This window comes from Pedobacter rhizosphaerae (assembly GCF_900111155.1).
GTDB lineage: Bacteria > Bacteroidota > Bacteroidia > Sphingobacteriales > Sphingobacteriaceae > Pedobacter > Pedobacter rhizosphaerae.
On sequence record NZ_FOGG01000040.1, the window covers coordinates 10,031 to 35,650 of the forward strand.

Annotated in this window: 22 protein-coding genes; 5 read left to right on the forward strand and 17 right to left on the reverse strand. The window is 39.1% G+C overall.

Annotation, left to right across the window (positions count from 1 at the left end; translation table 11 throughout):
- Positions 1-45: 45 nt before the first annotated feature.
- Positions 46-1,068 carry a threonine aldolase family protein gene (locus BMX11_RS20990; RefSeq protein WP_090888467.1) on the reverse strand — a complete coding sequence of 341 codons (1,023 nt, stop codon included), beginning with the start codon at positions 1,066-1,068 and terminating at the stop codon, positions 46-48.
- 219 nt (positions 1,069-1,287) lie between these two features.
- Here BMX11_RS20990 and BMX11_RS20995 point away from each other — a divergent pair, with 219 nt between their 5' ends.
- Positions 1,288-2,148: a BadF/BadG/BcrA/BcrD ATPase family protein gene (locus tag BMX11_RS20995; RefSeq protein WP_090888470.1), complete on the forward strand. Its 861-nt coding sequence runs from the start codon at positions 1,288-1,290 to the stop codon at positions 2,146-2,148.
- 351 nt (positions 2,149-2,499) lie between these two features.
- Here BMX11_RS20995 and BMX11_RS21000 read toward each other — a convergent pair whose 3' ends face one another.
- Complete coding sequence (locus BMX11_RS21000) at positions 2,500-3,189, reverse strand: NUDIX hydrolase (protein ID WP_090888473.1); 690 nt, start codon at positions 3,187-3,189, stop codon at positions 2,500-2,502.
- A 111-nt stretch (positions 3,190-3,300) separates the two neighbouring features.
- Between BMX11_RS21000 and pfkA the strand changes: the two genes are divergently transcribed.
- From pfkA to gap, 3 genes are read left to right on the forward strand one after another with little or no spacing between them, the layout of a single operon-like run.
- Positions 3,301-4,287 carry a 6-phosphofructokinase gene (gene pfkA, locus BMX11_RS21005; protein WP_090888475.1) on the forward strand — a complete coding sequence of 329 codons (987 nt, stop codon included), beginning with the start codon at positions 3,301-3,303 and terminating at the stop codon, positions 4,285-4,287.
- Between the two features lie 4 nt (positions 4,288-4,291).
- A complete protein-coding gene (locus BMX11_RS21010) occupies positions 4,292-5,134 on the forward strand; it encodes a hypothetical protein (RefSeq protein ID WP_090888478.1) in 843 nt (280 codons plus the stop codon).
- A gap of 6 nt (positions 5,135-5,140) precedes the next feature.
- Entirely contained in the window at positions 5,141-6,142 is a 1,002-nt protein-coding gene (gap, locus tag BMX11_RS21015) for a type I glyceraldehyde-3-phosphate dehydrogenase (protein WP_090888481.1), read from the forward strand.
- A gap of 958 nt (positions 6,143-7,100) precedes the next feature.
- Here gap and BMX11_RS21025 read toward each other — a convergent pair.
- Positions 7,101-7,850, reverse strand: coding sequence for a DeoR/GlpR family DNA-binding transcription regulator (locus tag BMX11_RS21025; RefSeq protein ID WP_090888487.1), 750 nt, complete (start codon positions 7,848-7,850; stop codon positions 7,101-7,103).
- A gap of 95 nt (positions 7,851-7,945) precedes the next feature.
- Between BMX11_RS21025 and BMX11_RS21030 the strand changes: the two genes are divergently transcribed.
- The gene (locus tag BMX11_RS21030) at positions 7,946-8,497 is read left to right on the forward strand and encodes a 5' nucleotidase, NT5C type (protein ID WP_090888490.1); all 552 of its coding nucleotides are present in this window, start codon (positions 7,946-7,948) and stop codon (positions 8,495-8,497) included.
- 1,132 nt (positions 8,498-9,629) lie between these two features.
- Here the strand turns inward: BMX11_RS21030 and BMX11_RS21035 are convergent.
- The 14 genes from BMX11_RS21035 to BMX11_RS21100 all read right to left on the reverse strand — a co-directional run bounded on the left by BMX11_RS21035 (position 9,630) and on the right by BMX11_RS21100 (position 25,604).
- Complete coding sequence (locus BMX11_RS21035; RefSeq protein ID WP_090888493.1) at positions 9,630-11,786, reverse strand: peptidase domain-containing ABC transporter; 2,157 nt, start codon at positions 11,784-11,786, stop codon at positions 9,630-9,632.
- A gap of 3 nt (positions 11,787-11,789) precedes the next feature.
- Positions 11,790-12,962 (reverse strand): HlyD family secretion protein, encoded by a 1,173-nt coding sequence (locus BMX11_RS21040; protein WP_090888496.1) that lies wholly within the window; start codon positions 12,960-12,962, stop codon positions 11,790-11,792.
- A gap of 59 nt (positions 12,963-13,021) precedes the next feature.
- Positions 13,022-13,228 (reverse strand): hypothetical protein, encoded by a 207-nt coding sequence (locus tag BMX11_RS21045; protein WP_090888498.1) that lies wholly within the window; start codon positions 13,226-13,228, stop codon positions 13,022-13,024.
- Positions 13,229-13,709: 481 nt separating this feature from the next.
- Positions 13,710-15,236, reverse strand: a complete 1,527-nt coding sequence (locus BMX11_RS21050; RefSeq protein ID WP_090888501.1) for a DUF4394 domain-containing protein — start codon at positions 15,234-15,236, stop codon at positions 13,710-13,712.
- A 35-nt stretch (positions 15,237-15,271) separates the two neighbouring features.
- The gene (locus BMX11_RS21055; RefSeq protein ID WP_090888504.1) at positions 15,272-15,601 is read right to left on the reverse strand and encodes a hypothetical protein; all 330 of its coding nucleotides are present in this window, start codon (positions 15,599-15,601) and stop codon (positions 15,272-15,274) included.
- Between the two features lie 102 nt (positions 15,602-15,703).
- The gene (locus BMX11_RS21060; RefSeq protein WP_090888506.1) at positions 15,704-16,324 is read right to left on the reverse strand and encodes a Crp/Fnr family transcriptional regulator; all 621 of its coding nucleotides are present in this window, start codon (positions 16,322-16,324) and stop codon (positions 15,704-15,706) included.
- Between the two features lie 101 nt (positions 16,325-16,425).
- Entirely contained in the window at positions 16,426-16,746 is a 321-nt protein-coding gene (locus BMX11_RS21065; protein WP_139180241.1) for an RNA polymerase sigma factor, read from the reverse strand.
- A gap of 94 nt (positions 16,747-16,840) precedes the next feature.
- Complete coding sequence (locus BMX11_RS21070; protein WP_090888513.1) at positions 16,841-17,818, reverse strand: PorP/SprF family type IX secretion system membrane protein; 978 nt, start codon at positions 17,816-17,818, stop codon at positions 16,841-16,843.
- A gap of 16 nt (positions 17,819-17,834) precedes the next feature.
- The gene (locus tag BMX11_RS21075) at positions 17,835-18,779 is read right to left on the reverse strand and encodes a T9SS type B sorting domain-containing protein (RefSeq protein WP_090888516.1); all 945 of its coding nucleotides are present in this window, start codon (positions 18,777-18,779) and stop codon (positions 17,835-17,837) included.
- 33 nt (positions 18,780-18,812) lie between these two features.
- A complete protein-coding gene (locus tag BMX11_RS21080) occupies positions 18,813-19,505 on the reverse strand; it encodes a hypothetical protein (protein ID WP_090888518.1) in 693 nt (230 codons plus the stop codon).
- A gap of 21 nt (positions 19,506-19,526) precedes the next feature.
- Positions 19,527-22,496 carry a DUF11 domain-containing protein gene (locus BMX11_RS21085; protein ID WP_139180242.1) on the reverse strand — a complete coding sequence of 990 codons (2,970 nt, stop codon included), beginning with the start codon at positions 22,494-22,496 and terminating at the stop codon, positions 19,527-19,529.
- Between the two features lie 442 nt (positions 22,497-22,938).
- Positions 22,939-23,910 carry a PorP/SprF family type IX secretion system membrane protein gene (locus BMX11_RS21090; protein WP_090888524.1) on the reverse strand — a complete coding sequence of 324 codons (972 nt, stop codon included), beginning with the start codon at positions 23,908-23,910 and terminating at the stop codon, positions 22,939-22,941.
- An 18-nt stretch (positions 23,911-23,928) separates the two neighbouring features.
- The gene (locus BMX11_RS21095) at positions 23,929-24,861 is read right to left on the reverse strand and encodes a T9SS type B sorting domain-containing protein (protein ID WP_090888526.1); all 933 of its coding nucleotides are present in this window, start codon (positions 24,859-24,861) and stop codon (positions 23,929-23,931) included.
- 29 nt (positions 24,862-24,890) lie between these two features.
- On the reverse strand, positions 24,891-25,604 hold the full coding sequence (locus tag BMX11_RS21100) for a hypothetical protein (protein WP_139180243.1): 714 nt from the start codon (positions 25,602-25,604) through the stop codon (positions 24,891-24,893).
- Positions 25,605-25,620 lie beyond the last annotated feature (16 nt).

Genomic DNA, 25,620 nt, shown 5'->3' on the forward strand with positions numbered 1-25,620 from the left:
CAATTAAACAATAATTCACCTACACATCTCCCCAACTCAGCTCTCTTACAAATGTAATATTATTTCAATCGCACGATCTATCATCGCGGGTGTCAAATTTAAATGGGTAACCAACCTTATTGTATTTGCGCTTGTGGTGTTGCATAACAATCCTTTCTCTTTAAAGTGATGAACAATCTTTTGTGCCTGCCCTGTTCCTACTTCGAATACGACAATATTGGTTTCTACACGCATAACAGACTTTACATATTTACTTTTTGCTAAGGCTTCCGCCAATGCTTTTGCGTGATCATGATCTTCTTTTAGCCTTACTACGTGATGATCTAAGGCATAAATACCAGCAGCAGCCAGAAAACCTGCCTGACGCATCCCTCCGCCAAAGGCCTTTCTTATTTTCCTGGCTTTCTTGATGGTTTCTTTACTTCCCAGCAAAACGGAGCCTACGGGAGCGCCCAAACCTTTAGATAAGCAGACAGAGATCCCATCAAAGTACTGACCATAATCTATCGCTTTATCTCCTGTAGCCACCAGCGCATTAAAGATCCTCGCGCCATCCAGGTGCAGTTTTAATCCTTTAATATTACATAAATGATGAATAGGTGCTATTTGTGCCAGCGTGTAGCAACTCCCACCACCTTTATTTACCGTATTTTCTAAAACCACCAAACTCGAATTAGGATAATGAATATTGTCTTCATTAATTTCGGGTTCAATCAATTCCGGCGTTAAGATTCCCCGCTCTCCGTACAACAACCTAACCGAGGCTGCAGAATGATAAGCAATTCCGCCAATTTCATACCGGTAAACATGTGCCGTTTGGTCGCAGATTACCTCATCCATCGGTTGGGTAAAGCATTTGATTCCGATTTGGTTGGTCATGGTTCCCGACGGGCAGAAAAGACCGGCCTCCATATTAAAAGTAGCAGCTAATTTTCGCTCCAATGCTATCACAGTTTCATCCTCACCAAAAACATCATCACCAACTTTTGCCATCATCATCGCCTCCAGCATTCCAGGAGTAGGCTTGGTTACGGTATCACTTCTAAAGTCTAAAATAGGGTTATTCATCTGCTTATCGATTGTAAAATTTTTATAGGTTTAAAAAAAAGACTAATGCCCTTTCTGGTCTAATTTTAAGGTTTTTGGGCATATCTAGCCCCATATATAGTGTATTTTTTACACACTTGATTTTATAAGATAACAAATTGTTAAAAAATTATTAAAAAAAAAGATACAAAATATAAGAGTTTTTATACTTTTATCGTGCTAAAACCAAAAATAAATAAAATGATAGTAATTGCAGACGGTGGGTCAACCAAAACAAATTGGTGCTTGATTAACGAGGCCGGCAGAAAAATTTACTTTAACACTGAAGGTTACAATCCGTATTTTTCCAAAACAGAATACATTGTAAAATCATTGAACGAAACTCTTCCAGACCACTTGGAAAAAGAAAAATTAACCGGAGTATATTACTATGGTGCCGGATGTTCAACGCCAGCGAACAAGAAGATTGTTGCTGATGCGATGGTTCAGGTATTCACCAATGCAGAAATATTTGTAGGCCACGATTTGTTGGCATCTTGCAGAGCTTTACTAGGTAACGAGCCTGGTTTTGCTGCAATTTTAGGTACAGGAACAAACTCTTGTCTTTATGACGGAAATGATATTACTTTAAACATCGATTCTTTAGGTTACTTCTTAGGTGATGAAGGTAGTGGTTCTTTTATCGGAAAACGCATTCTAAGCGATTACATGAAAGGTTATATGCCTAAAGGTTTAAGAGAAGCTTTTTATGATAACTATGCTTTAACTAACGAAGATATTTTTGATAACATTTACAACAAACCGCTTCCAAATCGTTTCTGCGCAAGCTTTAGTAAATTTTTATACGATTTTAAAGATAACTACGAAGACTATGCATTTGCAACGATTGACTATGCTTTTACGGCATTCTTCGAAGCATTGGTTATCCATTATCCAAACTATAAAGACCATAAATTAAATTGCGTAGGTTCTGTAGGTTACAGCTTCCGCGACATTTTGAGTATTGTGGCTGATCGTTATGAAATGGGTGTTGGAAAAATCATCCGCTCACCTATAGATGATTTGGTTCATTACCACCTGGAACTAGCGCCTAAGGGATAGTCTTTTAGTCTTTAGTCCTGAGTCTGGATTTCAATATAGCAACAAAGCCCGATTTTATCTCTCGGGCTTTGTTGTTTAATTATGTTTCGTTAACCCATGGTTCGTGGCCCACGAACCATTATCAATGATTTGAAACAGTCTTCAGTCCGGAGTCTGAATTTCGAGACAATATTCGTTGAGCCCATCTTTCGTGGCTCACGAACCATTATCAATTTTATTTTGCAGTGAGAAACTTGATGAATGAACTAATGACGAATGAACAAATGAACTCATTAATAAAAAAGCCTGATTTGAATATCAAACCAGGCTATCTCGCAATAAGCTTTATACTTTCTATTTTACACTTTTAACTTAAAAAGATATTTCCTTACCAAATAACTTGGCGTATTTGCGTTTATCGAATTTATAGAGTGTAGCTGCGCGATAAGACACCCCTTTTTGTTTTTCATCGAGTTCTTTAAGCACGCCAAAACTTACAATTTTCTTCCTAAAATTTCTTTTATCGAGCTTTTTACCCAAAACCAACTCATAAACATGTTGCAGCTGTGTGAGGGTAAATTTCTCTGGCAACAGTTCAAAAGCAATGGGCTGATGTTTAATCCGGCGTTTAATTTTCTCTAAACCCTTATCGTAAATCTTCTGGTGATCGAAGGCCAATTTTGGCAAATCAGTTATAGGTAACCAGTTTGCTCGTTTAGCATAATTACTGATCGGGCGAAGCTCCTTATCGCCACCTAAACGGATCAAAGCATAATAAGCCAAAGTAATTACGCGACCTTGAGGGTGCCTGTTTGGATCACCAAAAGCATAATACTGTTCCATATAAATACCGCGTAAACCGGTAAGTTCATACAAGATACGGGAGGCCGACTGATCTAAACTTTCATCAGGACCAACGATATTACCGGGCAGTGCCCACCAGTCTTTAAATGGTTCTTCATTCCTTTCAATAAGTAGGATTTTTAGTTCCTTACCATCAAATCCAAACAAAACGCAATCTATCGAGAATACTGAATCTAAATGAGGTAAAATTTGTTCCAAGGCAAAATTTAGTTATTTTAAGCTGATAAAGGTATGACTTTCAATATTAAGTAAAAAAAATAAAAAAAATTACTTAGTGTAAAAATTACACACTATATTCGTACTATAAAGATGAAGCCAAATATTAAAAATATAGCTGTATTAACTTCTGGAGGCGATGCCCCTGGAATGAATGCTGCAATCAGAGCTGTTGTTCGTACTGGAATTTACCATGGCATTAACATGTTTGGTGTGATGCAAGGTTATCAGGGACTGATCAACGATAATATAAAACCAATGGACGCCCGTTCTGTAAGTAATATTTTACACTTGGGCGGAACCATTCTAAAAACAGCCCGTTGTTTAGATTTTAAAACCGACGAGGGACAGCAGATTGCTTACGAAAATTTAAAGAAAAACGACATTGATGGCCTTGTGGTTATTGGTGGAGATGGTACCTTTACTGGTGCTAAACGTTTTTCAGAAAGCTTTGGGGTAAAAGTGATTGGTATCCCTGGTACCATTGACAACGACCTGGTTGGTTCTGACTTTACCTTAGGTTACGATACGGCCATTAATACCGTAATTGATGCCATAGATAAAATTAGAGATACCGCAGATGCACACGACCGTTTGTTCTTTATAGAAGTGATGGGCCGCGATTCTGGTTGTATTGCTTTGAGAAGTTCGATAGCGAGTGGAGCAGAGGCTGTTTTATTGCCTGAGCGTGAAACCAGCGTTAATGAGTTAATCGATAAACTAGCCTTAGGAGCAGCTACAAAGAAATCGTCGAGCATTGTAATTGTAGCCGAAGGCCACAAACAGGGCGGTGCTTATGACATTGCCAAGAAAGTAAAAGAAACCTTTGATCATTACGATACTAAGGTTACGATATTAGGACACTTACAACGTGGTGGAAGCCCAAGCAGTTTCGACCGTATTTTAGGTAGCCGTTTAGGCTTTGCAGCTGTAAATGCCCTGATTGCAGGAGAAACAGAAATGATGGTTGGACTACATGGAAACGAGATTAAACTAACCAGTATTAAGGAAGCCTTAACGGCCCATTCGTTTAAACTGGAACCAGATTTAATGGAAATGACCGAAGTACTATCTATATAAGGATATGATAGCGGTTGTTTATAGCGGATCGAGAACAGCATTTTGGAAATTAACTCAAAATGGACAAGTTGTAGCACATTGCAACACAGCGGGTATCAACCCTTGCTTTGTTGACCCGAAAACGGTACTTCAAATTCTGAACAAGAAAATTGTTCTGGTAAACAATGCAGAAAATATAAAGAAAATTTATTTCTTTGCAGCCGGAGCCACATCTGCAGATAGAAAAGAAGAATTAGCGGAAACGCTTTCCTCTTTCTTTAGGTACAGTAAAGTGGTGGTAGAGAATGATCTATTTGGTGCCGCCAAGGCAGCTTGTTATGATAAACCAGGTATTGTTGGTATGTTAGGTAGTGGTTCACACTGTGCCTACTTTGACGGCAAAAAGCCAGAGAAAAACAACTTTGGCCTTGGATATATCCTTGGAGATGAAGGCTCTTCGAACTATTTCGGCAAGATGCTTTTAAAAAGCTTTTTGAGTAAAAAGTTACCAAAAGATCTGGAAACCAAATTAGTAAGAAACTATAATCTAGAACGCCCTCAGGTTTTAGAAAGAATTTACAACAAGCCACAGGCCAACATTTTTTTAACTTCTTTCTTTGATTTTATTACCCAGAACATGAAGCATGAGTTTATCATGAAAATGATTGACGATGGCTTAGAAAAATATTTTCAACTATATGTGCTTCCTACAGTGGAAAAACATCCGGGCGAAGAATTGCATTTTGTAGGTAAAGTAGCTGCCGAACTCGAAGAAAGGCTTCAATTAACCGCACAAAGGCACCAATTAATGATTAAAACCATTATAAAAGAACCAATACTAAATTTATTAAAACATTACACAAATTAACAAACAATGAGCAAAATTGGAATAAACGGCTTTGGCCGTATTGGCAGACTGGTTTTCAGAGCTGCTTTGAAAAGAGGATTAGATATTGTAGCTATTAACGATTTAATTGAGCCAGATTACATGGCTTATATGTTAAAATATGATACTACCCACGGCAAATTCGATGGAACAATTGAAGTTGTTGACGGTAATTTAGTAGTAAATGGAAAAACAATCCGCGTTACTGCAGAAAGAAACCCTGCCGACCTTAAATGGGATGCTGTAGGTGTTGAAGTAGTAATCGAATCAACTGGTTTATTCTTAACGCGTGCTGACGCTGAGAAACACATCGCTGCTGGTGCTAAGAAAGTAGTTTTCTCTGCTCCTGCTAAAGATAGCGACATCCCTACTTATGTAATGGGTGTTAACCACGATAAATTAACTGCAGATCAAACTATAGTTTCTAATGCATCTTGTACTACTAACTGTTTAGCACCTATTGCTAAAGTATTAAACGATAACTTCGGTATTGTTGAAGGTTTAATGAGTACAATCCACGCAGTAACTGCAACTCAAAAAACGGTTGATGGTCCTTCGGCTAAAGACTGGAGAGGTGGTCGTGGTGGTTTCTCTAACATCATCCCTTCATCAACTGGTGCTGCTAAAGCAGTAGGTATGGTACTTCCTGAATTAAAAGGAAAATTAACTGGTATGTCATTCCGCGTTCCTGTAGCTGACGTTTCTGTAGTTGATTTAACTGCACGTTTAGAAAAACCTGCTACTTATGAGCAAATCAAAGCGGCTATGAAAGCTGCTTCTGAAGGCGAATTAAAAGGCGTATTGGCTTATACTGAAGACGAAGTTGTTTCTTCTGATTTCATCGGAGATGATCACGCTTCTATCTTTGATGCAAAAGCAGGTATCTCTTTAAATGATAATTTCGTTAAAGTTGTATCTTGGTACGATAACGAGTGGGGATATTCTTCAGCTTTAGCTAAATTTGTTGAATATTACGGAAATTTAAAATAAGAACACGGTTTTAAGACCCATTTTTTATAAAAACACCAAAAAGGACTTCATTCGAAGTCCTTTTTTATTTGTGAAAGTTTTTTTCACTAATGAACTAGCACAAGATTTAACATCAATTTAACATTAAAAAATATTTTTATCATCAAAAAAGCGGTTTTATCTTAACAAAAATCCTAAATAATATGATTTTTAACACCAATTAAGTTAAAAAACTCATTTACCCCCAAAAAATTGGAATATTTCGTACTATATTTTGACAATATTTAACAATAACATGAAAAATATTTATTCTATATTTGCAGCATAGGTTGTTTTTATCCTGAAAGGTTCAGAAAAAACATAGTTCTTAAAAAATGACAAAAAAAATACTTAAAAATTTCTTAGTGTATTTTTTACACTATCATTTTTTTTCCTATATTTGTAGAGTAATAAACGGAACGATGTTTATTACCAATTAAAAAGATAAATCATTTCCCGGATAGGCTTTAAGTTTAGAAAGGAGATTAAAGACAAAGCCTGGCTCATAACAGGTTTATATTTGGTTAGAAAAAAGAGATACGTCTGGATGGAGTATCTCTTTTGTTTTTTAGGGGATTTTTAATTCAGAAAGAATCATCAACTAAGAGGTAAATTCGAAAACCCAGGAATTAAGGCAACTACCAAATCTGCCACCACGGCTTACGAACTCTTACCAGTGTTTCCTGAGCTACAGTTATTCCATTTAAAGTACTTGAATTAATATCACGTAAAGAATTATCGAGCCACAACTCATACCAGTCAAGAAAAGCTATCCTGCCTAAATTACCTAACTCACACGAGGGATAAATCCCGTGATAATCAGACCGATCATCAGTCCAGATATTCCCGAATTCTTGCCCATTAACAACTAAGTTCAAACTTCATTGGAGGATACGTTGTTTTAAATGTGATTTAGGCAGAAATTATTGCGCAAATATCGCTAAACAATTTCAATCCCTAACTTTTTATAAGGCGCTAAATCTGCGTTGGCAGGATCGGCCTCTGTAATAATAACAGCTAAATCGCTGACCGGGCAAACATAATAAGGCTCTACCGTATTAATTTTTTCGAGTGTAGAAAGGGCAATGGTTTTTTGAGCGCGATCTATCATAATAGTATTGAGTTGAGCATCTTCGTACACCATTGAGGTGATGCCCATGCTATGATGTAAACTACAGATGCCCAGCATACAGATATCAGCCCTTACTTTTTTAAAAGTATCAACTGTCTCCTGCCCTACCGTGGTGAATGCTGTTTTATGCAATCTTCCTCCGGCAAAAATAACTTCCACACTCGGATGATCTTCTAAAACATTAGCTACGGGAAAACTATTGGTTACTACTGTAATCTTTAAATCGCCGGGCAACTGAGCAGCCAAAGCGGTAACAGATGTACCGCCATCAAAAAACACCACCTGACCATCCTTTAGATACCGTAAAGCTTTGCTCGCAATGGTTTGCTTATGCTGTTGGTTATAATGCTCCCTTTCACGATAATGCTTGGGTATAGGCGATCGGGCTATTGCCCCGCCCCTTACCGCCTTCAGTAAGCCCAGATTATCCAGTTCCTTAATGTCACGACGTACGGTATCTTCTGATACATTTAGCAATGTACTCAACTGATCTAACCGAACTTTATTATCCTTATCTAAGGTATTTATGATGATTTGTAATCGTTCTTCCTTTACCATAACAATGCAATATGTAGCAAATATAACATTTATTTAGCCGACACATTTGCAATATTATGCAATATTAAATACATTTGTTGCAAAATATAGCAAAAATGAAAAGAAAAATAGGTATTGATATGGATGGTGTATTGGCTGACATTGAAGATCATATGTTAAGAGCATATCAAAGAGAAACAGGCATACTGATGACAAGAGATGATATTAAAGGGAAAGCAGAGGAGGAAGTAATTGCAGATCCGGAATTAGTTAAAAAGATTTTTCATCAGGCAGGTTTCTTTAGGACACTACCTGTTATGGATGGTGCAATTGAAGCAGTAAAAAAATTAATGGAAAATTATGAGGTTTATATCGTATCGGCAGCAATGGAGTTTCCGCTATCGCTATTCGAAAAACGCGAATGGCTTGCTGAGCATTTTCCATTTATCAGCTGGAGAAATATCATCTTCTGTGGAGATAAAAGTATTATTGATACAGACTACCTCATTGATGATCATTGCAAGAATCTTGATTTCTGCAAGGGTAAGGCCATTATGTTTACCGCATTTCACAATGTAAATAAAGACCATCACCAAAGGATTAATCATTGGAATGATATCCATGGCTTACTGAAGGCACTGGAAACAGATGAGTTGGTAATGGGTTGAGGGTTGCGTGTTTGGGCTGCGGGGCTAAGCGCCATATCTGCTCGTGTATTTACAACTAATACACCATTTCCTTTTGGTTTAAGCCTAATGGGTAAAAAGTTTTCACCATATAAGCCATTTAAGCACATTTAAAATGTGAAACTTTTACAGAAGAGTTGCTTCGGTAAGCATTGAGACCGCTACAACTTATCATCTTGCAACAACGGTCGTCTTTCCCGCGCATGCGGGAATCTTAATGCTACAACGGATGTAGACTTTGCGAGCTTCGCGATTAACTTAGCAATCTTTGCGGTTAATATTGTACTGGTAAAATGGTTTCCTTTTAGTTTAAAAAGCCTAATGGGCAAAAAATTTTCACCATATAAGCCATATAAGCACATTTAAAAGTGAAACTTTTACAGAAGAGTTGCTTCGGTAAGCAGTGAGACGCTACTATTTATCCTCACGTACAATCGGCCCTCATTCCCGCACATACGGAACCTTAATGCTACAACGGATGTAGACTTTGCGAGCTTCGCGATTAACTTAGCAATCTTTGCGGTTAATATTGTACTGGTAAAATGGTTTCCTTTTAGTTTAAAAAGCCTAATGGGCAAAAAATTTTCACCATATAAGCCATTTAAGCATATTTAAATGCGAAACTTTTACAGGTAAGTTGCTTCGGTAAGCATTGAGACCGCTACAACTTATCATCATGCAACAACGGTCGTCTTTCTCGCGCATGCGGGAATCTTACTGCTACAACGGATGTAGACTTTGCGAGCTTCGCGATTAACTTAGCCCTCTTTGCGGTTAATATTATACTCCTAAAATGGTTTCCTTTTAGTTTAAAAAGCCTAATGGCAAAAAATTTTCACCATATAAGCCATTTAAGCACATTTAAAAGCAGAACTTTTACAGGTAAGTTGCTTCGGTAAGCATTGAGACCGCTACAACTTATCATCTTGCAACAACGGTCCTCATCCCCGCACAAGCGGGAATATTAATACTGCAACAGATGTAGACTTTTCCAGCTTTGTGATTCACTTAGCGCTCTTTGCAGTTAATTATTTCACCACCGACTCCAAGACACGGTTTATATTCGATTTAAAAAGCTAAAGACAAAACTTATAATTTCTCTACTGTTAAAGCGTTACTGTGAGCCTATCCCCTGCAACTTCCATAAATTGGTATAGGCTGAAGCTGGGTTAAACAATAATTCCTGATGTTTCCCCTCTTCTATTACCCTGCCCTTATCCAGTACGATAATTTTATCGGCCTGGTTTAAGGTACTCAAGCGGTGAGCGATTACGATTACTGTTTTATTTTCTGCTTTTAACAACTCTATGGCTTTCTGTACGTACTTTTCAGAGGCTGAATCCAGCGAAGAGGTCGCTTCATCTAAAATTAAAATTTCAGGTTTTCTATACAATGCCCTGGCAATAGCAATACGCTGGCGCTGTCCACCAGACAATGAAGCACCACGCTCACCTAAATAAGTTTGAAAACCTTTTGGTAAAGCTTCAATAAAATCAATCATCCCCAACTGGGTAGCAATATGAATAATGCGTTGCATGTCAGGCTGATCATCACCAACCGCAATATTATCAATTACATTACCGGCGAAGAGGTCTATTTGTTGCGGTACCACGGCAATCAGTTTTCTAAGCGATTTGTTGCTAATGTACTTCAAATCGTAAGCCCCAATACTTACCCGTCCTTCCTGAACGGTATAAATGTGTTGCACAATCGACATTAAGGTTGACTTTCCTGAGCCGCTCTCGCCTACAATAGCCGTAAACTTAGCTTTCGGGATATGCAAATTCAGCTCCGTAAAAACAGGTGCACGGGTACCGTACCTAAAGGTTACTTTCTCAAAAGAGATATCTCCAATCTGATCGGCGGTAAGCTCAATCTGATTTTCATCCTTCTCTCTTTCCAAATCCATAATCTCAAACAATCGATCAGCTGCGATCACAGCATCCTGTACAGTTCTGTTCATCCCAATGAGAGAAGAAACCGGACCAGTAAAATAACCGATGAGGGTGTAAAAAGATAAGAGTTCTCCTGGAGTAATCTTGCTCTCCATTACATAACCCGCACCTACCCATAAAAGTACAATGGTAAGGATACGAGAGATAAATTCTGAAGAAGTACCCGAAAACACATAATTGAGGTTAGACTTAAAGCCTGTTTGTAAGAGTTTTACAAAACGGACTTCCGTTTTTTCATTGGTATGATCTTCGAGGCCGAATCTTTTAATGGTTCCTACAGCGGTTAAGCTCTCTACCAATTGAGATTCGAGATCTGCAGATTCTTCCATTAACTGCCGCTGCGCCTTCTTATTCAGCTTATCGGTAACATAATAAATTAGCGAATAAAGCGGAATCACAGTCAGCATAATGAAGGCCAGCTTCCAATAGTAACTGAACATCATCACAAAAGAGAAAAACACGATGAAGACGTTAACCAGGAAGTTTACGCTTACATCGTTTAAGAACGTTCTGATTTTTACGGCATCATTAATCCGGGAGATAATCTCTCCTACCCGCATCGTGTCGAAGAATTGTTGCGGTAATTTAAGCAGGTGCTTGTAGTAACCGAGGATCAATTGTGCATCGATCATTTGCCCGGTTTTAAGGGTGAAGATGGTTTTGGCTGTGCCGATGAAGATCTGAATAATCAGCACAAATATCATGGCTACGCCCATGAGGTTGAGCAGGTTATGATTGCCATCTACCAAAACAAAATCTACCAGTTTCTGAACAAAAACAGAGGTAGATAAACCTAGAACGGTATAAATAACTGCGCCTAGCAGCGCTTGAAGAAGAATATTTTTATGAGGTTTAATCAGATTCCAGAAACGACTTTGGATACTCGTTTTTTCATTGCCAGTCTGAAATTCCTCTGCAGGTAAAAGCAATACCAATGCACCTGTCCATTCTGCCTTAAATGCATCATGGCTTTTGCGATGTAATTGTCCATCAATAGGATCCATTACCTCTATGTACTTCGCATTTACTTTATAAATAACCACATAATGCTGAATAACACCATTTAAAATAATGTGTGCTATGGCGGGTGTGGGTATTTTAAAGAGGCTATCGAATGTGCCCTTTACCCCTTTAGCTTCAAAACCTAATTTTTGAGCAGCCTCAACAACTCCTAGTACTGTTGTTCCACGCTGATCGGTTCCTGCAAACTGCCGGATACGCGCAACAGGGAGGCTAAGCTGATAATGAGCCGCAATAGAGGCCAGGCAGCTTGCTCCGCAATCCGTAATATCTCGTTGTTTGATTTTGATACTCATGCGTTATTCAGTCTTAGGATCAATGTTAGGGTTCACCCAATCATCTACCTGATCATATAAAAGCTGATAAAGGCTCCGTTCAGCGACACTGAACCTGGCTGTAAAGTTCATACCTTTTTTTAGGTAACCTTTATAGCCATTTTTCAAGGTTAAATGCTTATCAGTGATGCTGCATTTAACTTTAAAAGCCGGAACATTGTCCTTCAGTAAGATAATATCATCAGAAACATCAATTACTTTTCCCCTGGCGAGCCCCCATTGATTATAATTAAAGGCATCAATCTGAAACCTTACTTCTTGTCCTGTTTTAATTAAACCAATATCAGAAGGTTTAATGTAGCAGAATGCCCTAAGGTTAGTATCAGGAGAAATCTCAGCCAGTTTCTGGTTTGCAAATACATAACCTCCCTTTTGGATTCCGGTTAAATTTTGGATGGATCCGGAAACAGGAGCACGTAACACATATTGCTTTTTCTGCTCATTCAGGGCAATCTGTTCACCTGAAAGCTGGTTGAGTTCATTACGGAATTCATTGGCTTCCGTTTGCCATTTGGTTTTATACTTGGTAATTATCATTAAGTAGGCTGATTTAGCCTGATCAAGTTCGAATTTGTATTTTTCATATTCCGCAGCAGTAAGCACCTTATTTTGATAAAGTGTACTGTAACGTTTGAAAGTATTTTCTGCCTGCTTTCTTACGATGCGGGCATTTTCCAGTTCTTGTGCATATTGCTGCCATGCAGCATTGTACTGACCGGTTTGGAGATTAGGCGTCCTTCCGCCACGGCTGATGCGTCCTAAAAGTTCGGAAATATCGCCTAAAAACTGATTGACTTGCGTTTGGCGGTTCTGCACCAACGAAGTTTGTTGTTTGGGTAAAGCGGCATCAATAATCAACAAAGTATCGCCGGCTTTAAGTTTTTGATTATCGGCAAGCCTCAAATCAATTAATCGTCCACCTACGGGAACGCTTAAGGCAGTTTTTTCAATGGATGACTGGAGTAAGCCAGCACTTTTAACACTGATTGGAATGTAGATAAATGGAAGGCTAAGCAATACTAAAACAATGAGTGCAAGCGTAGATAGGTATATAAGTCTTGTAGATTTACCGACTTGAGATCTGTAAACCAAAGACAGTGTAGAAACCGTTTCTGCGTTATATGCGGGTAATGCCATTGCTTAAGTTAAAAAGCGGCCTCTATTTCTGGTTAAGAAACAGAGACCGCAATGTTTTTCTATAAACCTGCAACAAGTTTCACAACGTTTGCAATAGTTTTGTTTAAGAAAGTAGATAAGTCAGTTGAAACACTGTTTACTGTACCTACTACTGAAGTTAAAAGACCGCCTAATAAATCGTTAAGGGGACCACCACCTTCGATTTGGGTCATTTCAGATACATTCATTTCTTGAACATCAAGGTTTTTTAAATCTAAATTTTTCATAATTGGGATTTTTTAAAGATTAAGTCCTTACTCTTTCTATGGCTTTTCAGGGAACGCCCGGGTTGGCCAACCTTGTGGCAAATATATTATAGAACCCATATATAAAAAATACACCTAAAAAGGAAGCTTAAATACTGCATTGTAAAACAAAACAGACAAAAGACCTTTCTCAGTTCAAAAACCCTCAGCATTAATCAATTTAAGGCCTTTATTCAGTTTATTCGTTCTAGGGGTAAAGTATCAGTTCAGCATTCAGTTTTTGTTCATTAAAAACAGTGCGTTTTTTATCAGTTTAAAGCCCGAATCAGGAGGAAAAACAGCTGAGGAAGTAGCCAGATAAGTATAAAAAATACCAGAAAAAGTAGAGGAAGAGAGCCTTTTAGTAGATTAATGATTTTTCGTCGCCAGCGAAATTTAAAGAAAAAAATCCCGTGATACCTGATAAGGCACCACGGGAATATATATGATTATATGGGACGATTTAAAATCCTAAACCAACTGTAAAAGCTCTGGCCGGAGTGCCAATTGTGGCTAAAGCAGTTGCTGCTCCGTTGCTGAGATTTACAGTATAAATTTTCTGAACACCACCAACTGTGAAGAGGCCATAAGCTACACCTGAGGTTGAGCCGATATCGAAGCCATTCGCGGCATCTACGTTTATGCCCAATGCGCCAACATCAACCAAGGTGCCTAAATTTGGTGGATCTTGTTTGTACAGTCTATCTCCCTGCGCATCAATGTCAAATAATACCGTTGTAGCGGCTCCAGCAAAATTATTGGTGTATGCAGCACCAGAAATCGCAGCTGTAGCCAAAGTTATACTTCCATCAACGGCTACACTACCATCAAGCGGATTAAACCTTAGATTTTGGCCTGTATTGCTTACAATTCTAATGCGATCTACAGTAGGGTTAAAATCAAAACCAAATTGCGTACCCACTAACAAGGTACTTAAAACACCTGTTCCAGCTTGCGTAGCTAATCCTGAAGCTGTATTAATGGTGTAAATCCTGCTTGTACTTCCCAATGCATACAGTTGTCCGTTAAGTGGACGGATATCTATTCCTAAAATGGATTCGCCAGCCTGAACACCTGTTATGGCTTTAACTATAATGGCTGGTGTTGCTGAGGTATGATTAAAAATCAAAAGTTCATTATTAGCAGAGATGGCATAAGCTACAGCTTCAGTTGGAATGGCTATACCGGTAATTTGCTGACTAAAATTGCCAATCTTAGCGGCTTTACCAGAATTTAGATCTATCTGAAATAACCCCGATTTGCCTGCAACAGACAAAGCTGCCAAAGCAACACCTCCATCTGGGTTGATATCAAAGCCACTAGCCTCTTCCGCATCAAAACCTAAACTTCCAACCTCAACCAATTTGCCATCGTTGGGTGGATCTTGTTTGTGGAGTTTATCATTGGCTACATCAATATCAAAAAGTACTGTAGTAGTTGAGCCAGCCCTATTTTGGGTATAAGCAGCTGCCGTTACTTTTGCATTGGCAACGCCATTAATCACGCCGTCAGTCCCGGCTACTGCCCCAGTTTCAGGATGTAAACGCAAGTTCTGCCCGCCTGAAGTAACCAAACGAATTCTGTCTACAGCAGGATTAAAATCGAAAGCAACAGCGGTGCCGCTCAACGCCGGAGTAAAAGCAGCAGTTGTGAGTGATCTGGCAACGCCGGTTTTAGGATCAATAATATAAAGGCGACTGGTGCTACCTACTCCATAAAGCTGTCCGGTTGCAGGACGGAAGTCTATTCCCAGTATCGTTTCTCCGGTTTGCAAACCTGAGAGTGTAACCTGAGATAAGATATTAGACGGGTTTTTGGCATTGATCAACAATAGCTTGCTATCAGTGGTAAGTGCATAAAAGTTTAAATCGGGACCGGGTGTAAGTGTTTCCTGATCTACATATCCTCTATCCTTCTTGCAAGAAGAAAAAATTGATAGGGTTGATAGTACGCATAGCACCATCAATAAGTTTAGTTTAAAGTTTTGCATTTTGAATAAGTTTATATTAATAATTTAATGAATGGCTATAAAAGAAACTTATTCTTTGGGGGCTGTTTGCGTACCTGATTATATGAAAAAGGAAGCGGTATACTCTTTTGTGTAAACCAGGCATCGGTAGGCGGATAAAAAAAGAGTGAAGCAATACCAAAAACTACTCCTTCTGCTTGCTTAACTTTATACTCGGCCTCATCATCTTCTGCCGGTAATTCAATTTTATGGTCATGGGCATTGCCATGTCCATCCCAATCGGCCTGTACAATGGTTAAATTTGTATGGGCAACAGGAATTCCTTTTGCTGGAATACAAATAAACCAGGCAAAAGAAAATAACCATAAAAAGTAATTTTTTCCCATAAAAACCGAACCTTATCAGGGCTTGTGGGAGTATATACGGGATCTTGCAGCAAGTGGTTTTTTATGAATGATAATTTGCCAAAAAGAGCAAATGAGTAATAACTAGGCCATGCAAATACTTTTTTCTCTGGCCGCCTTATTTCTGATTCGACTTAAGGTTTCTAGTCGCATTCCCAAGTAACTGGCGATATATCGAAGCGGAACTAAATTCAGATTATGGCTACTATTTAACATAAATCTTTCGAACCTACCCTCCGCAGAAGGAATTCTGGCTAAGATTGACCGTTCTGAAGCTTCATAATACTGAATAGCCAGAATTTTACGCCCAATAATATTAGTTTCGGGATAGTAGGCATACAACCTGTGTATCAATTCATTAGACATCTCTACAAGCTCAGTTTCTTCCAGCGCCTGAAGGTATTCTATAGAGGGTTGTGCTTCCAGATTCGGATTGTGAATGGCACCAATAAATTCATTACCAAAACTGATCCAGGTCGTGATATCTCTTTCTTCATCTTTAACAAAGCCACGAACAATGCCCTTGGTTACGAAGAATACTGATTCATTAATTTCTAAAGGAGATAATATAAACTTGCTTTTTTTAACTGTGAGTGGCACTGCATTCGTTTCCACCGCTTTAATAAAACCCTCTGATAAGGGCTGGAGCTTTTCTAAATATTTAAGCAATAGGTTAACGGCATCGTTTCTTAGGGATCTGATCATACATAAAGGGGATTAGCAAACAAATAGACACCTAATATTAAGCAATCGTAAATAAACTACAAAATAAAACTTGTAGAAAACAAGAACAGCTAAGCGTTCGCTCAACCATTAAACAACTGTTTATCAAGCTGTTTTTTAGCGATCTGATTAAGCCAGGTAAATAATTTAATTTTAACAAAATCAAAATCATGGATATTATGATAAGCCTGTATAAAAGTTTGTTCTAAAAGTTGCTCTGCCTGGTATTGATTAGCTACCTTGGATAAAATCCTACCATAAATAAGTGAAGCATATTTCCGATAAAGCATTTTAAAAGCAGTTTTATCACGATCCATTAGCCTTTTTGCAAAAACCTCATCCTCCGAAAGCAGCACTTTCAACTTTGGAGATGAATCATGATCTATGTAACTCTTCGCTAACACGCCTTATTGCTCGTTTAATAAGGCTAACATGAAGCATTTGGTTTTGTTTAAATTGTGCCCATAATTCAAACAACTGCATGGAGTACTCTCTGAATTAGAAATAACACTTTGGTCTTCGACTTTTTGCCGTTTGCAGAAAATAACCTACTGATATCTCATGAGAGCCATAATCATAATTACCTAACTTATTTAAACTATAATCATAACCATACCCAATTCTCAAATTCTGGCGAACAAAAAACTCAGAAATAAAGCCTACGGCACTTCTTGCGGTCAAATTTGCCTGTAAATTAGATTTAGGATATAATTTAACTGAAGTTCTGTACACTCCACCAATCCAAAAGCGCTCTTTCACCAATAAAAAGGCATTTAAATCCATGGATGTTGGTCCACGAAGGTCATCTTTTATTAAAAAAGTTGGCTTAAATACAAAATCATCGGTTAGTGGCAGAGCCATACCAGCACTGAGGTAAAAATGTGGTTGAACTTTAAAATTGAGTAATTTGTAATCTCCAAACACTGACAAGGACTTAGCAAGCAAATTATCTGCAGAGAAGCCAATAAAGAATTTCTCGTTAGAATAGTGGATTCCTGCCCTGATATCTGGTGTAATCTGGCTAACACTTCCTGTTGGAATTCGATTATCACCCTGTTCGATGGGATCGAGTAAATTACCATTTAAACCTGCCTGCATAACTCCAACTCCAAGTCCGAATGCCAGTACATTCGTTTCTGTTCTATCCAGCTTGATGCGATAGGCAAAATTTGCTGAAGCACTTAAAGAACTCTGCGCGCCAATTTTATCTTTAGTAATAATCCCACCTATTCCTAATGATTCATCATTAATGGCTTCATCGGCAGAAATAGAAAGCGATTGTGGTGCCCCTTTGATGCCTGTCCACTGCGCCCGGGCAAAAGCCTGCAAATACAATTCTTCCTTATAACCTGTGTATGCCGGGTTAATATACATCCCATTGAAAACATACTGCCCAAACTGGGCATCTTGCTGTGCAAAAACCATTTTCGAGCAGCAACACATCAGAACTACAATTAATTTTCCTATAGCTTTCATGTCTCTTTATTTTCGTTTATCTTATCACTGTAACATATCCTTTGTAGGCAATCCAATCAGAACTACCATTTTTCACTTTCACTACATAGAAGTAAGTACCATCACTTAAACCACTTGCTGTCCAATCATTTAAGTATTTACCAGACTGATATACCGTACTCCCCCAGCGGTTCATAATGGTTATTTCATTGGATTCAAAAGAGTCTAGATGCTCCAGGTAAAACGTATCATTCTTGCCGTCCCCATTTGGCGTAAATACGTTAGGAATCCTGAGACCCGAAATCTCTTTGTTATCTGTTGAAGTATTATTCGAAAGGTTTGGATCGAACTCATTGGCACTTATTGTTGCCGTATTGCTCACCAATCCCTGCTGTTTTGATCGTACCCTGATCACCAATTCGGCAAACTGCCCATTGGCTAAATGACCAATGTTCCATTTTATCGTTCGAACACCCGAATCATATGTTGCTTCTCCACCTGTAGGTTCTGCCAGACTTTCAAAAGTGAGATTCTCTGGTAATACATCCTTAACTACCAGGCCTGTAGCATCATCTGCCCCATTATTTCTCACATTGAGATAGTATTCAAAAATCTGATCCCGAACTATGGCTCTTGATTCTGAGCGCTTAACGATGGATACATCTGCTGAGCGACGTGGAAGCACAAGCATTTCAATGTCGTCTGATAAATCGGAGGTACAACCTTCCTTATTGATTGATGCTACTTTATAAACACCGGCTGTTGCGGTGATAATTGACGACCTGTTTTGTCCAGGAATCAGTTTACCATCCTTAAACCATATATACGAGCTGGCACCTTCCGAATTGGCACGCAAGATTACCGACGACCCTTCGGAGATCGTAATCGTTTGCCGCCCTTTCAGCGCATCCTGGCCAAATCCCTTTAAATTTAAAAATAAGAGGAACGCCAGAAACCGGAAGGTATAAAACCTCAGTCTCATGTATAAGATTTATCGCTAGCCTGGAAAAATTACCTAGAAAGTAACTGCACCTGCTGTGCCGTGTGCCGTACCGATAGTTAATGTTGGTTTGGTTGGTTTAGCCGTTACGGTAATCGTTTCATCTACCGTTTGTGCACAATACTTGCTACCATTAATCTCATAACCTACTCTAAACCTATAAGTTACACTCCCTACCGTTGGTGCAGTTGGTGTATAATCTTTAGTATTTGCGCCGTTAATAATTGTTTCAGTACTACCCGATACGGTATACCATTGATAAACTAATGCTGCTTTTGTTGGGTCTTCCGGATTGGTTACATTACCTATTTGTGCTAATGGACTTTCCACGCAGAAAGGTGCCGGAGTAATGGTTGGTACGAGAGGTTTAAGTACATAAACCGGAATTTCCTGCATTTCCGATTCGCAGGATCCTGCCGTTTGCGATTTAGAGCTCAGGTAATAATATCCGGTTTTAAGATCTCCATTAGGGATTTTGTTACCTCCCGTTAGGATAACTCCTGTAGAAGGCGTAGTAGTAGGAGTAGCACTGTATTTTACAATCCAATCTGCGCCTGTAGGTGCAGCAGGCAGGGTAAGATCAGCACCGGAACAAAAAAGGTTGACTCCAGCAGTATTCGGCGCTAAAGTTTGAGCAGATAATGTTAAAAAGCTACATAAAACGATTGCAGCGATAGTTAAAATTGTTTTGGTAAGGAATTTGTTCATGGGGACGATTTTTTAAATTAATTAATATTGTGAATTAGTGTTAACCAGCACATGCGGTGCTGATGGTTTTGGATTTATTTTTATGTTAAAATTGATTTGCGTAGTACATCCTGCTGCATTTTTTAGCGTCAACAATCCCGAATGAGTACCTATTGAGGCATCTACAGGTACATTAATGGGAATACTTCCTGCCGGCAATGGCAAGTTATTTACGGACGTAAAACCAGGAGTAGTCCAACTGATGCTATATGTTGTTGGATTATTTATAGGGTTTGTATAATTCAGTTGAGCAGTATTGAAACCCTGGCAAATCTCCGGGTCGGTGCCTAATGTCAACGTTGGAGCTGGACTCACAGTTACCACAAAGCTTTGCACTTTTTCTTCACAACCTTTTGCTGTAGCGGTAACGGTAGCGTTTCCACTAAAACTAGAAGACCAGGTAACCTTGCCGGTTGAAGCATCTATTACCCCGGCGGCTAATGGTAATAAACTATATACAATTCCACTGGTATTGGTTGCGGTTGCGATATAGGTATCAGTTCCTGCGCCCATGCATCTTTTATCTGTTAATCCGGTATTGAATACGGGTATAGTTACATTTCCGTTTACGGTGATTGTACCGGTGAAGGAAGGCCCTGAGTTAGGAATAACGGTATATGTAAATGTTCCGACAACTGTTGGCGTTCCGCTGATGGTTACTCTTTTAGGCGATCCATTGTAAACTCCGGTTACTCCTGCTGGCAAACCCGTTACATTTGCATTGTTTGCAGAACCAGATAAAGCATATACGATCTGGTTCATTTGCGTATTGATACACACGATCCGGTCTCCAGAGCCTGTGGAGGTTGAAACACTGCTTTGATTATTATTGGTCACCTGATCTGGTTGCGGTCCGGTTATGGTTGCAGTATTTGTTAATACACCCGTTTGAACTACTTTTGCTGTTATTTTAAGCGTTGCACTAGCCGAAGCTGCTAAATCGCCAATAGTCCAAATACCTGATGTTGCATCATAGGCAGTGCCTGCAGAAGGAATACTGGATACATAAGTATAACCCGCAGGTAACTTATCGGTAACGGATACGCCAACAGCATTTCCATTGCCTAAGTTTTCTGCTGTTAAAGTAAATACAACATTCGTATTCAGCTCTGGATAAGCCACATCTACAGTTTTTGTGATGGAACGATCTATATTACAGAGTGAAATGCTTACCGGAAGTGATGGGGCGCTGCCACCACATTCCAATTGATAGGTTACACTGTAATTACCAGATGTACCCGCTTCATAAGTAGCCGATGTAGCGCCACTGATAGGAACACCATTTAAATACCATTGGTAAGGCGCAGCATTGGCAACCGCCGTGAGGGTCGCCGACGCGCAATTTACCTGGCTAACACTGGGCTGCTCTGCCTTTTCCGGGAAACGGGAAATAAAGTTAGACATAGAGAAGCCACTGCTTTGTTGTACCATCGAAACGGTTAATCTCCCTAAACTGGTGATTGATATCACCCTTGGCTGACCAATATTAACATTGGTAAAACTGATTAGCGAAAGACCAGAAGTGCCCAGTGCTTTGCGGGTTCCTATTCCTGATATGGATTCGATATTTTGATTGGTATAAACCGGAGAGCCATCAATAGTGGTTAATAAAATTGGATCGGTACTCTTGGTCAGAATATATCCGAAATAAGGAAGATCTGTACTCGTAACATAAGCCGTAAATTTGGTTGTTTCTACCCTCCTTGATCCCGAGCAGCCAGAAATGGGAACTAAAGTGGCTACATCCACTTCGCATCCGCCACCAGAAGACACACCTGCCGTACCCGAAAATACCTCCACATTCTTATTGGAAACGATAATTGAGGAAGAATACCGGCCAGTATTGGTGCTTTGATTATATGCGCCATTAATATATCCATGGCCAAAGGTCTGTTTATCGCCAGGTTGAGCAAGCGTATAGGTCTGTGTGCTTCTTTGCGTTCCGTTGATATCAAAATTAGTAACTGTAACCGTTGTGTTGGCTTCTGTTGCGATAACAGTAGATTGCTCTGCAGTTGTATTGCCTTCTCCCCTAACAATAACATATTCTTTTCCTAATGAAGAAATGGGCGGAACTGGATTAAATGCACCATCGCCACAGCCACCCGGAGCATCCAGGGCCGCTGCCGTATTCATCACCGCAGATGCCGAGGACTCTACTAAAGTTCCAATAGGTGCTTTAAACAAATAACTCTGTCCTGCATTTAACGTGGCTGTGGCTACACCGGCAATTTTAATAATGGTGTTATTCTCTGTGGCCATGATGCTATAAATCGGACGGGAGGCATTACTAGCCAAGTCACCATCACGATAATATCCTACCCTAAAGGAGTTACCTATAGCTGCATCACCAAAACTAAATAAAGAAGCATTTCCTTTAATGTCTGCATCCGCTCCGTCAGAACCAAGGTTATCAGAGGCTACATTTCTTAAGTTTACAGAAATAGAAGCTGTGGCCTCAACAATAATTCCGGCAGCAGAGATTACTGTATTTAAACTATGTGCAGGAACATCTTTGGGTAATCCTGAAAAGCGATAAGTAAAGGGATTGTTTTGTGAACAGCTAAATGTAGTAATGATTGTTCCATCACTCTTTTTTATTGTTCCGGTAATGGTTGTAGTATTATCTGTTGTAATTACAATTTCATTTGCCTTGCTCCAATATTGCCATGGTGCTGGAGCAATATAATGCTTAGAATAGCTTGGCGGTGTAAATTTGGCCAAGCTAGAAGCCGTGTTTATAGACCGAGCCCCGCTAATACCAAATATTGGCGAAATATTTATAGCATAGCCTGTACCCTCTACTGCCAGGAGTAAAACAACAACGCATACTAAACATACTAATCGGGATAGAGCTTTAATCATGTTCACTTTAATCAACCTCGAAAGCAATACAATGCTATAAGATCCGCTCTGGGCATAGCAAAGCCAGCCAAGGCGAATCTCAGACAATAGACTACTACTCCTTTGTAAGATTAATAGTCGTATTTAAAAAGCAAAATATCAGTTCAAGGATTTCTTCAACTCTAAAATACCGAAAATAGTATGCGAGAAAATAGCCCCAATATTAATTTTACACCAAATTAAACAGCGATTTTACACACTTTTACACATAGAAAAAATGTTGTAGGATTAATACTACTATAATGAAGTGAATTTAAACAATAAAAAATGAAACAAGCTCGTAAGGAATACTAATAAACTACTTATAAATAAGTAATTAGAAACAGAAACGCCTAAATAACCGCAAATACATGATTAGACAGATTATTTTTTCATGAACATGATGATCATCATATCTTTTTTTTGACGAAACCCTATAAATACAGGATGAAACCTATAGTTACGAATGAGGAATATTAACATTGTGTAAAGTTTACGAGGCAGAATTTGGCTAAAAATAGCACTTTGGCCTACGGCTTTTTTTGGTTACCAGATAATAACCAATAGAGATTTCGTGAGATCCGTAGTCATAGTTACCCAATTTGTTGAGACTATAGTCGAAGCCATAGCCTATCCTTAGGTTTTGTTGTATAAAAAATTCGGAGATAACTCCCATTGCACTCTTTGCGGTAAGACCGGATGCCAGGTTTGACTTAGGATAGAGCTTAACAGAAGTCCGGTACATCCCACCAATCCAAAAACGTTCGTTTATTAACATAAAGGCGTTGAGATCAAGAGAAGTTGGCCCATGAAGATCATCCTTGATCAGAAAACTTGGTCTGAATACAAAATTGTTATTAAGTGGTAAGGCTAAACCAGAAGTCAAATAGAAATGTGGCTCTACTTTAACATTGAGTAATCTATAATCATCGGTATTGGAAAGGGTTTTGGTTAAAAGGTTATCGGCAGAAAGCCCAATAAAGAATTTTTCGTTAGAATAATGAATACCAGCACGAATGTCGGGCATAATCTGGCTCACATTACCGGCAGGGATTCTATTGTCGCCTTGTTCAACCGGGTTGAGCAAACTACCATCGAGGCCAAGTTGCATTACCCCTGCACCTAACCCAAAGGCCAGAATATTGGTTTCAGTGCGATCGAGTTTAATTCGGTAAGCCAAATTAGCAGAAGCGGTAAGTGAGCTTTGTGCGCCTATTTTATCTTTAGTAATGATTGCGCCAATACCCAGGCTTTCCTCCCTGATCGCTTCATCTGCAGAGATAGACAGCGTTTGGGGTGCTCCTTTGATACCTGTCCACTGGGTTCGTGCAAAAGCCTGAAGATAAAGCTCTTCTTTGTATCCAGCATAAGCGGGGTTAATATAGAGTCCGTTGAAAAGATACTGGCCAAACTGGGCATTTTGCTGACTCCAAACCAAAATGCTCATTAAATTAAATATTCCAATCAAAATAATCTTTTTCATATTCTATTTAATTTTTACTTATCGAATCAAGGTTACATAGCCCTTAAACTCTTCCCAATTACCGGCTGCATTTTTAACCTTAAGCACGTAGAAGTACGTACCATCTGCAAGCCCATCTCCTGTCCAGTCGCTGAGGTAACCATTTTTTTCATATACCGTACTCCCCCACCGGTTAATTACAGTTAACTCATTATCAGCGTAAGCATCTAATCTTTCAATAAAAAAGGTATCGTTCTTTCCATCTCCATTAGGGGTAAATACGTTAGGAATTTTTAAACCTGTTATTTCTTTGGTATCAATAGAGGTATTATTTGAAGGATCGGGATCGAATTCATTTATGGTTACGGTTGCACTATTAACCACTCTACCTGCCCTTAAAGCGCTAACATGAATAATGAGTTCTGCAAACTGGCCATTAGCGAGGCTAGGCAATGACCACAAAATGGTTTTATCTGATGGATTATATTTAACCTCTCCCGAAGAAGGAGGATCAAAATGACTAAAGGACAAATTCTCTGGAAGTGCATCCTTTACCTGCACATCGGTTGCATCGGCCCTTCCATTATTTCTGACCAGAAGATAATATTTAAATGGCTCATAATTCACCACGCTTCTGTTTTCAGATCTTTTAGTGATGGAAACATCAGCAGAGGCATTTTTCAACTCTACTTCCATACTTTCGGAAATATCAGAACTACATCCTGCAGCACCAAAAGTAATGACCGCATAAATTCCTGCCCTATTTACAATATAATCCTGTTGGGTAGCTCCTTCGATATTTACTCCGTTTCTCAACCATTGATATCCATTGGCGTTTTCGGCATTTGCCCTCAGCTTAATGGATTCTCCAAATGCTAAAATAATTTTTTGCCCATTAGAAGATTGCGCAAAGCATGCCACTGCGCCAAACAGCAGCACGCCAAAAGCAATAATCTTCTTTCTGTTGATCATGAAAATGGAGTTGGAGGCAATACTATTGCTTATGGCACGATAGTAATGGTTGCTTTCCCTGGTTTAGGCGCAATTTTGATATTCTGGTTTGCCGCAGCAGTACAGCTGGCAGCCGGTACAATTGGCACACCTCCTGTAGAATAGGTTGCCGTAGCAGTAAATACATAATCGCCTACAGCCAAACCATCTTTCAGGGTCAGTTTATCTCCTGCTTGTGTTGCAATAGTTGTAATATCGGCTACAGGAGTAGCGCCCAAAGTTGCTGTCCATGCATATGTAAAAGTTACGCCGGCAGGTAAAGTAATGCTATTAGGTGCCGCTGTTATTACGGCTTGAGAAGCGAGTTCGGTACAGAAATCGGTTTTTGGAGTAGAAAGTGCTATTGCAGGATCAGGCAATTTCTCTAAAACAATTTCATCAGAAGCTTCTCCAGGACATAAATTTGCATCAGCAGGAATAACTTTTACCGTATACCTATGCGTTCCCGTGGTAAGAGTGGCACTGGTTTGTAAGCCTGCATTAGATCCGTCGTAAGAAATAGCATTTTGTGCAGTTCCATCAATTGTCCAGATAATTTGATCTCCATTTACGGGTGTATAAGCCCCAAATGAGGGGTTGAAAGTAGCCTGTCCGGTACCGCATACGTAAAGATTTGGTGTACTCTGTGCAAGTGCAGCCAAGGGGGTTAGCAGTATTAAAAAAGTAAATAATCTTAGTTTCTTAAATGTTGTTTTTCTTTTCATGATCATCAGATTTTGA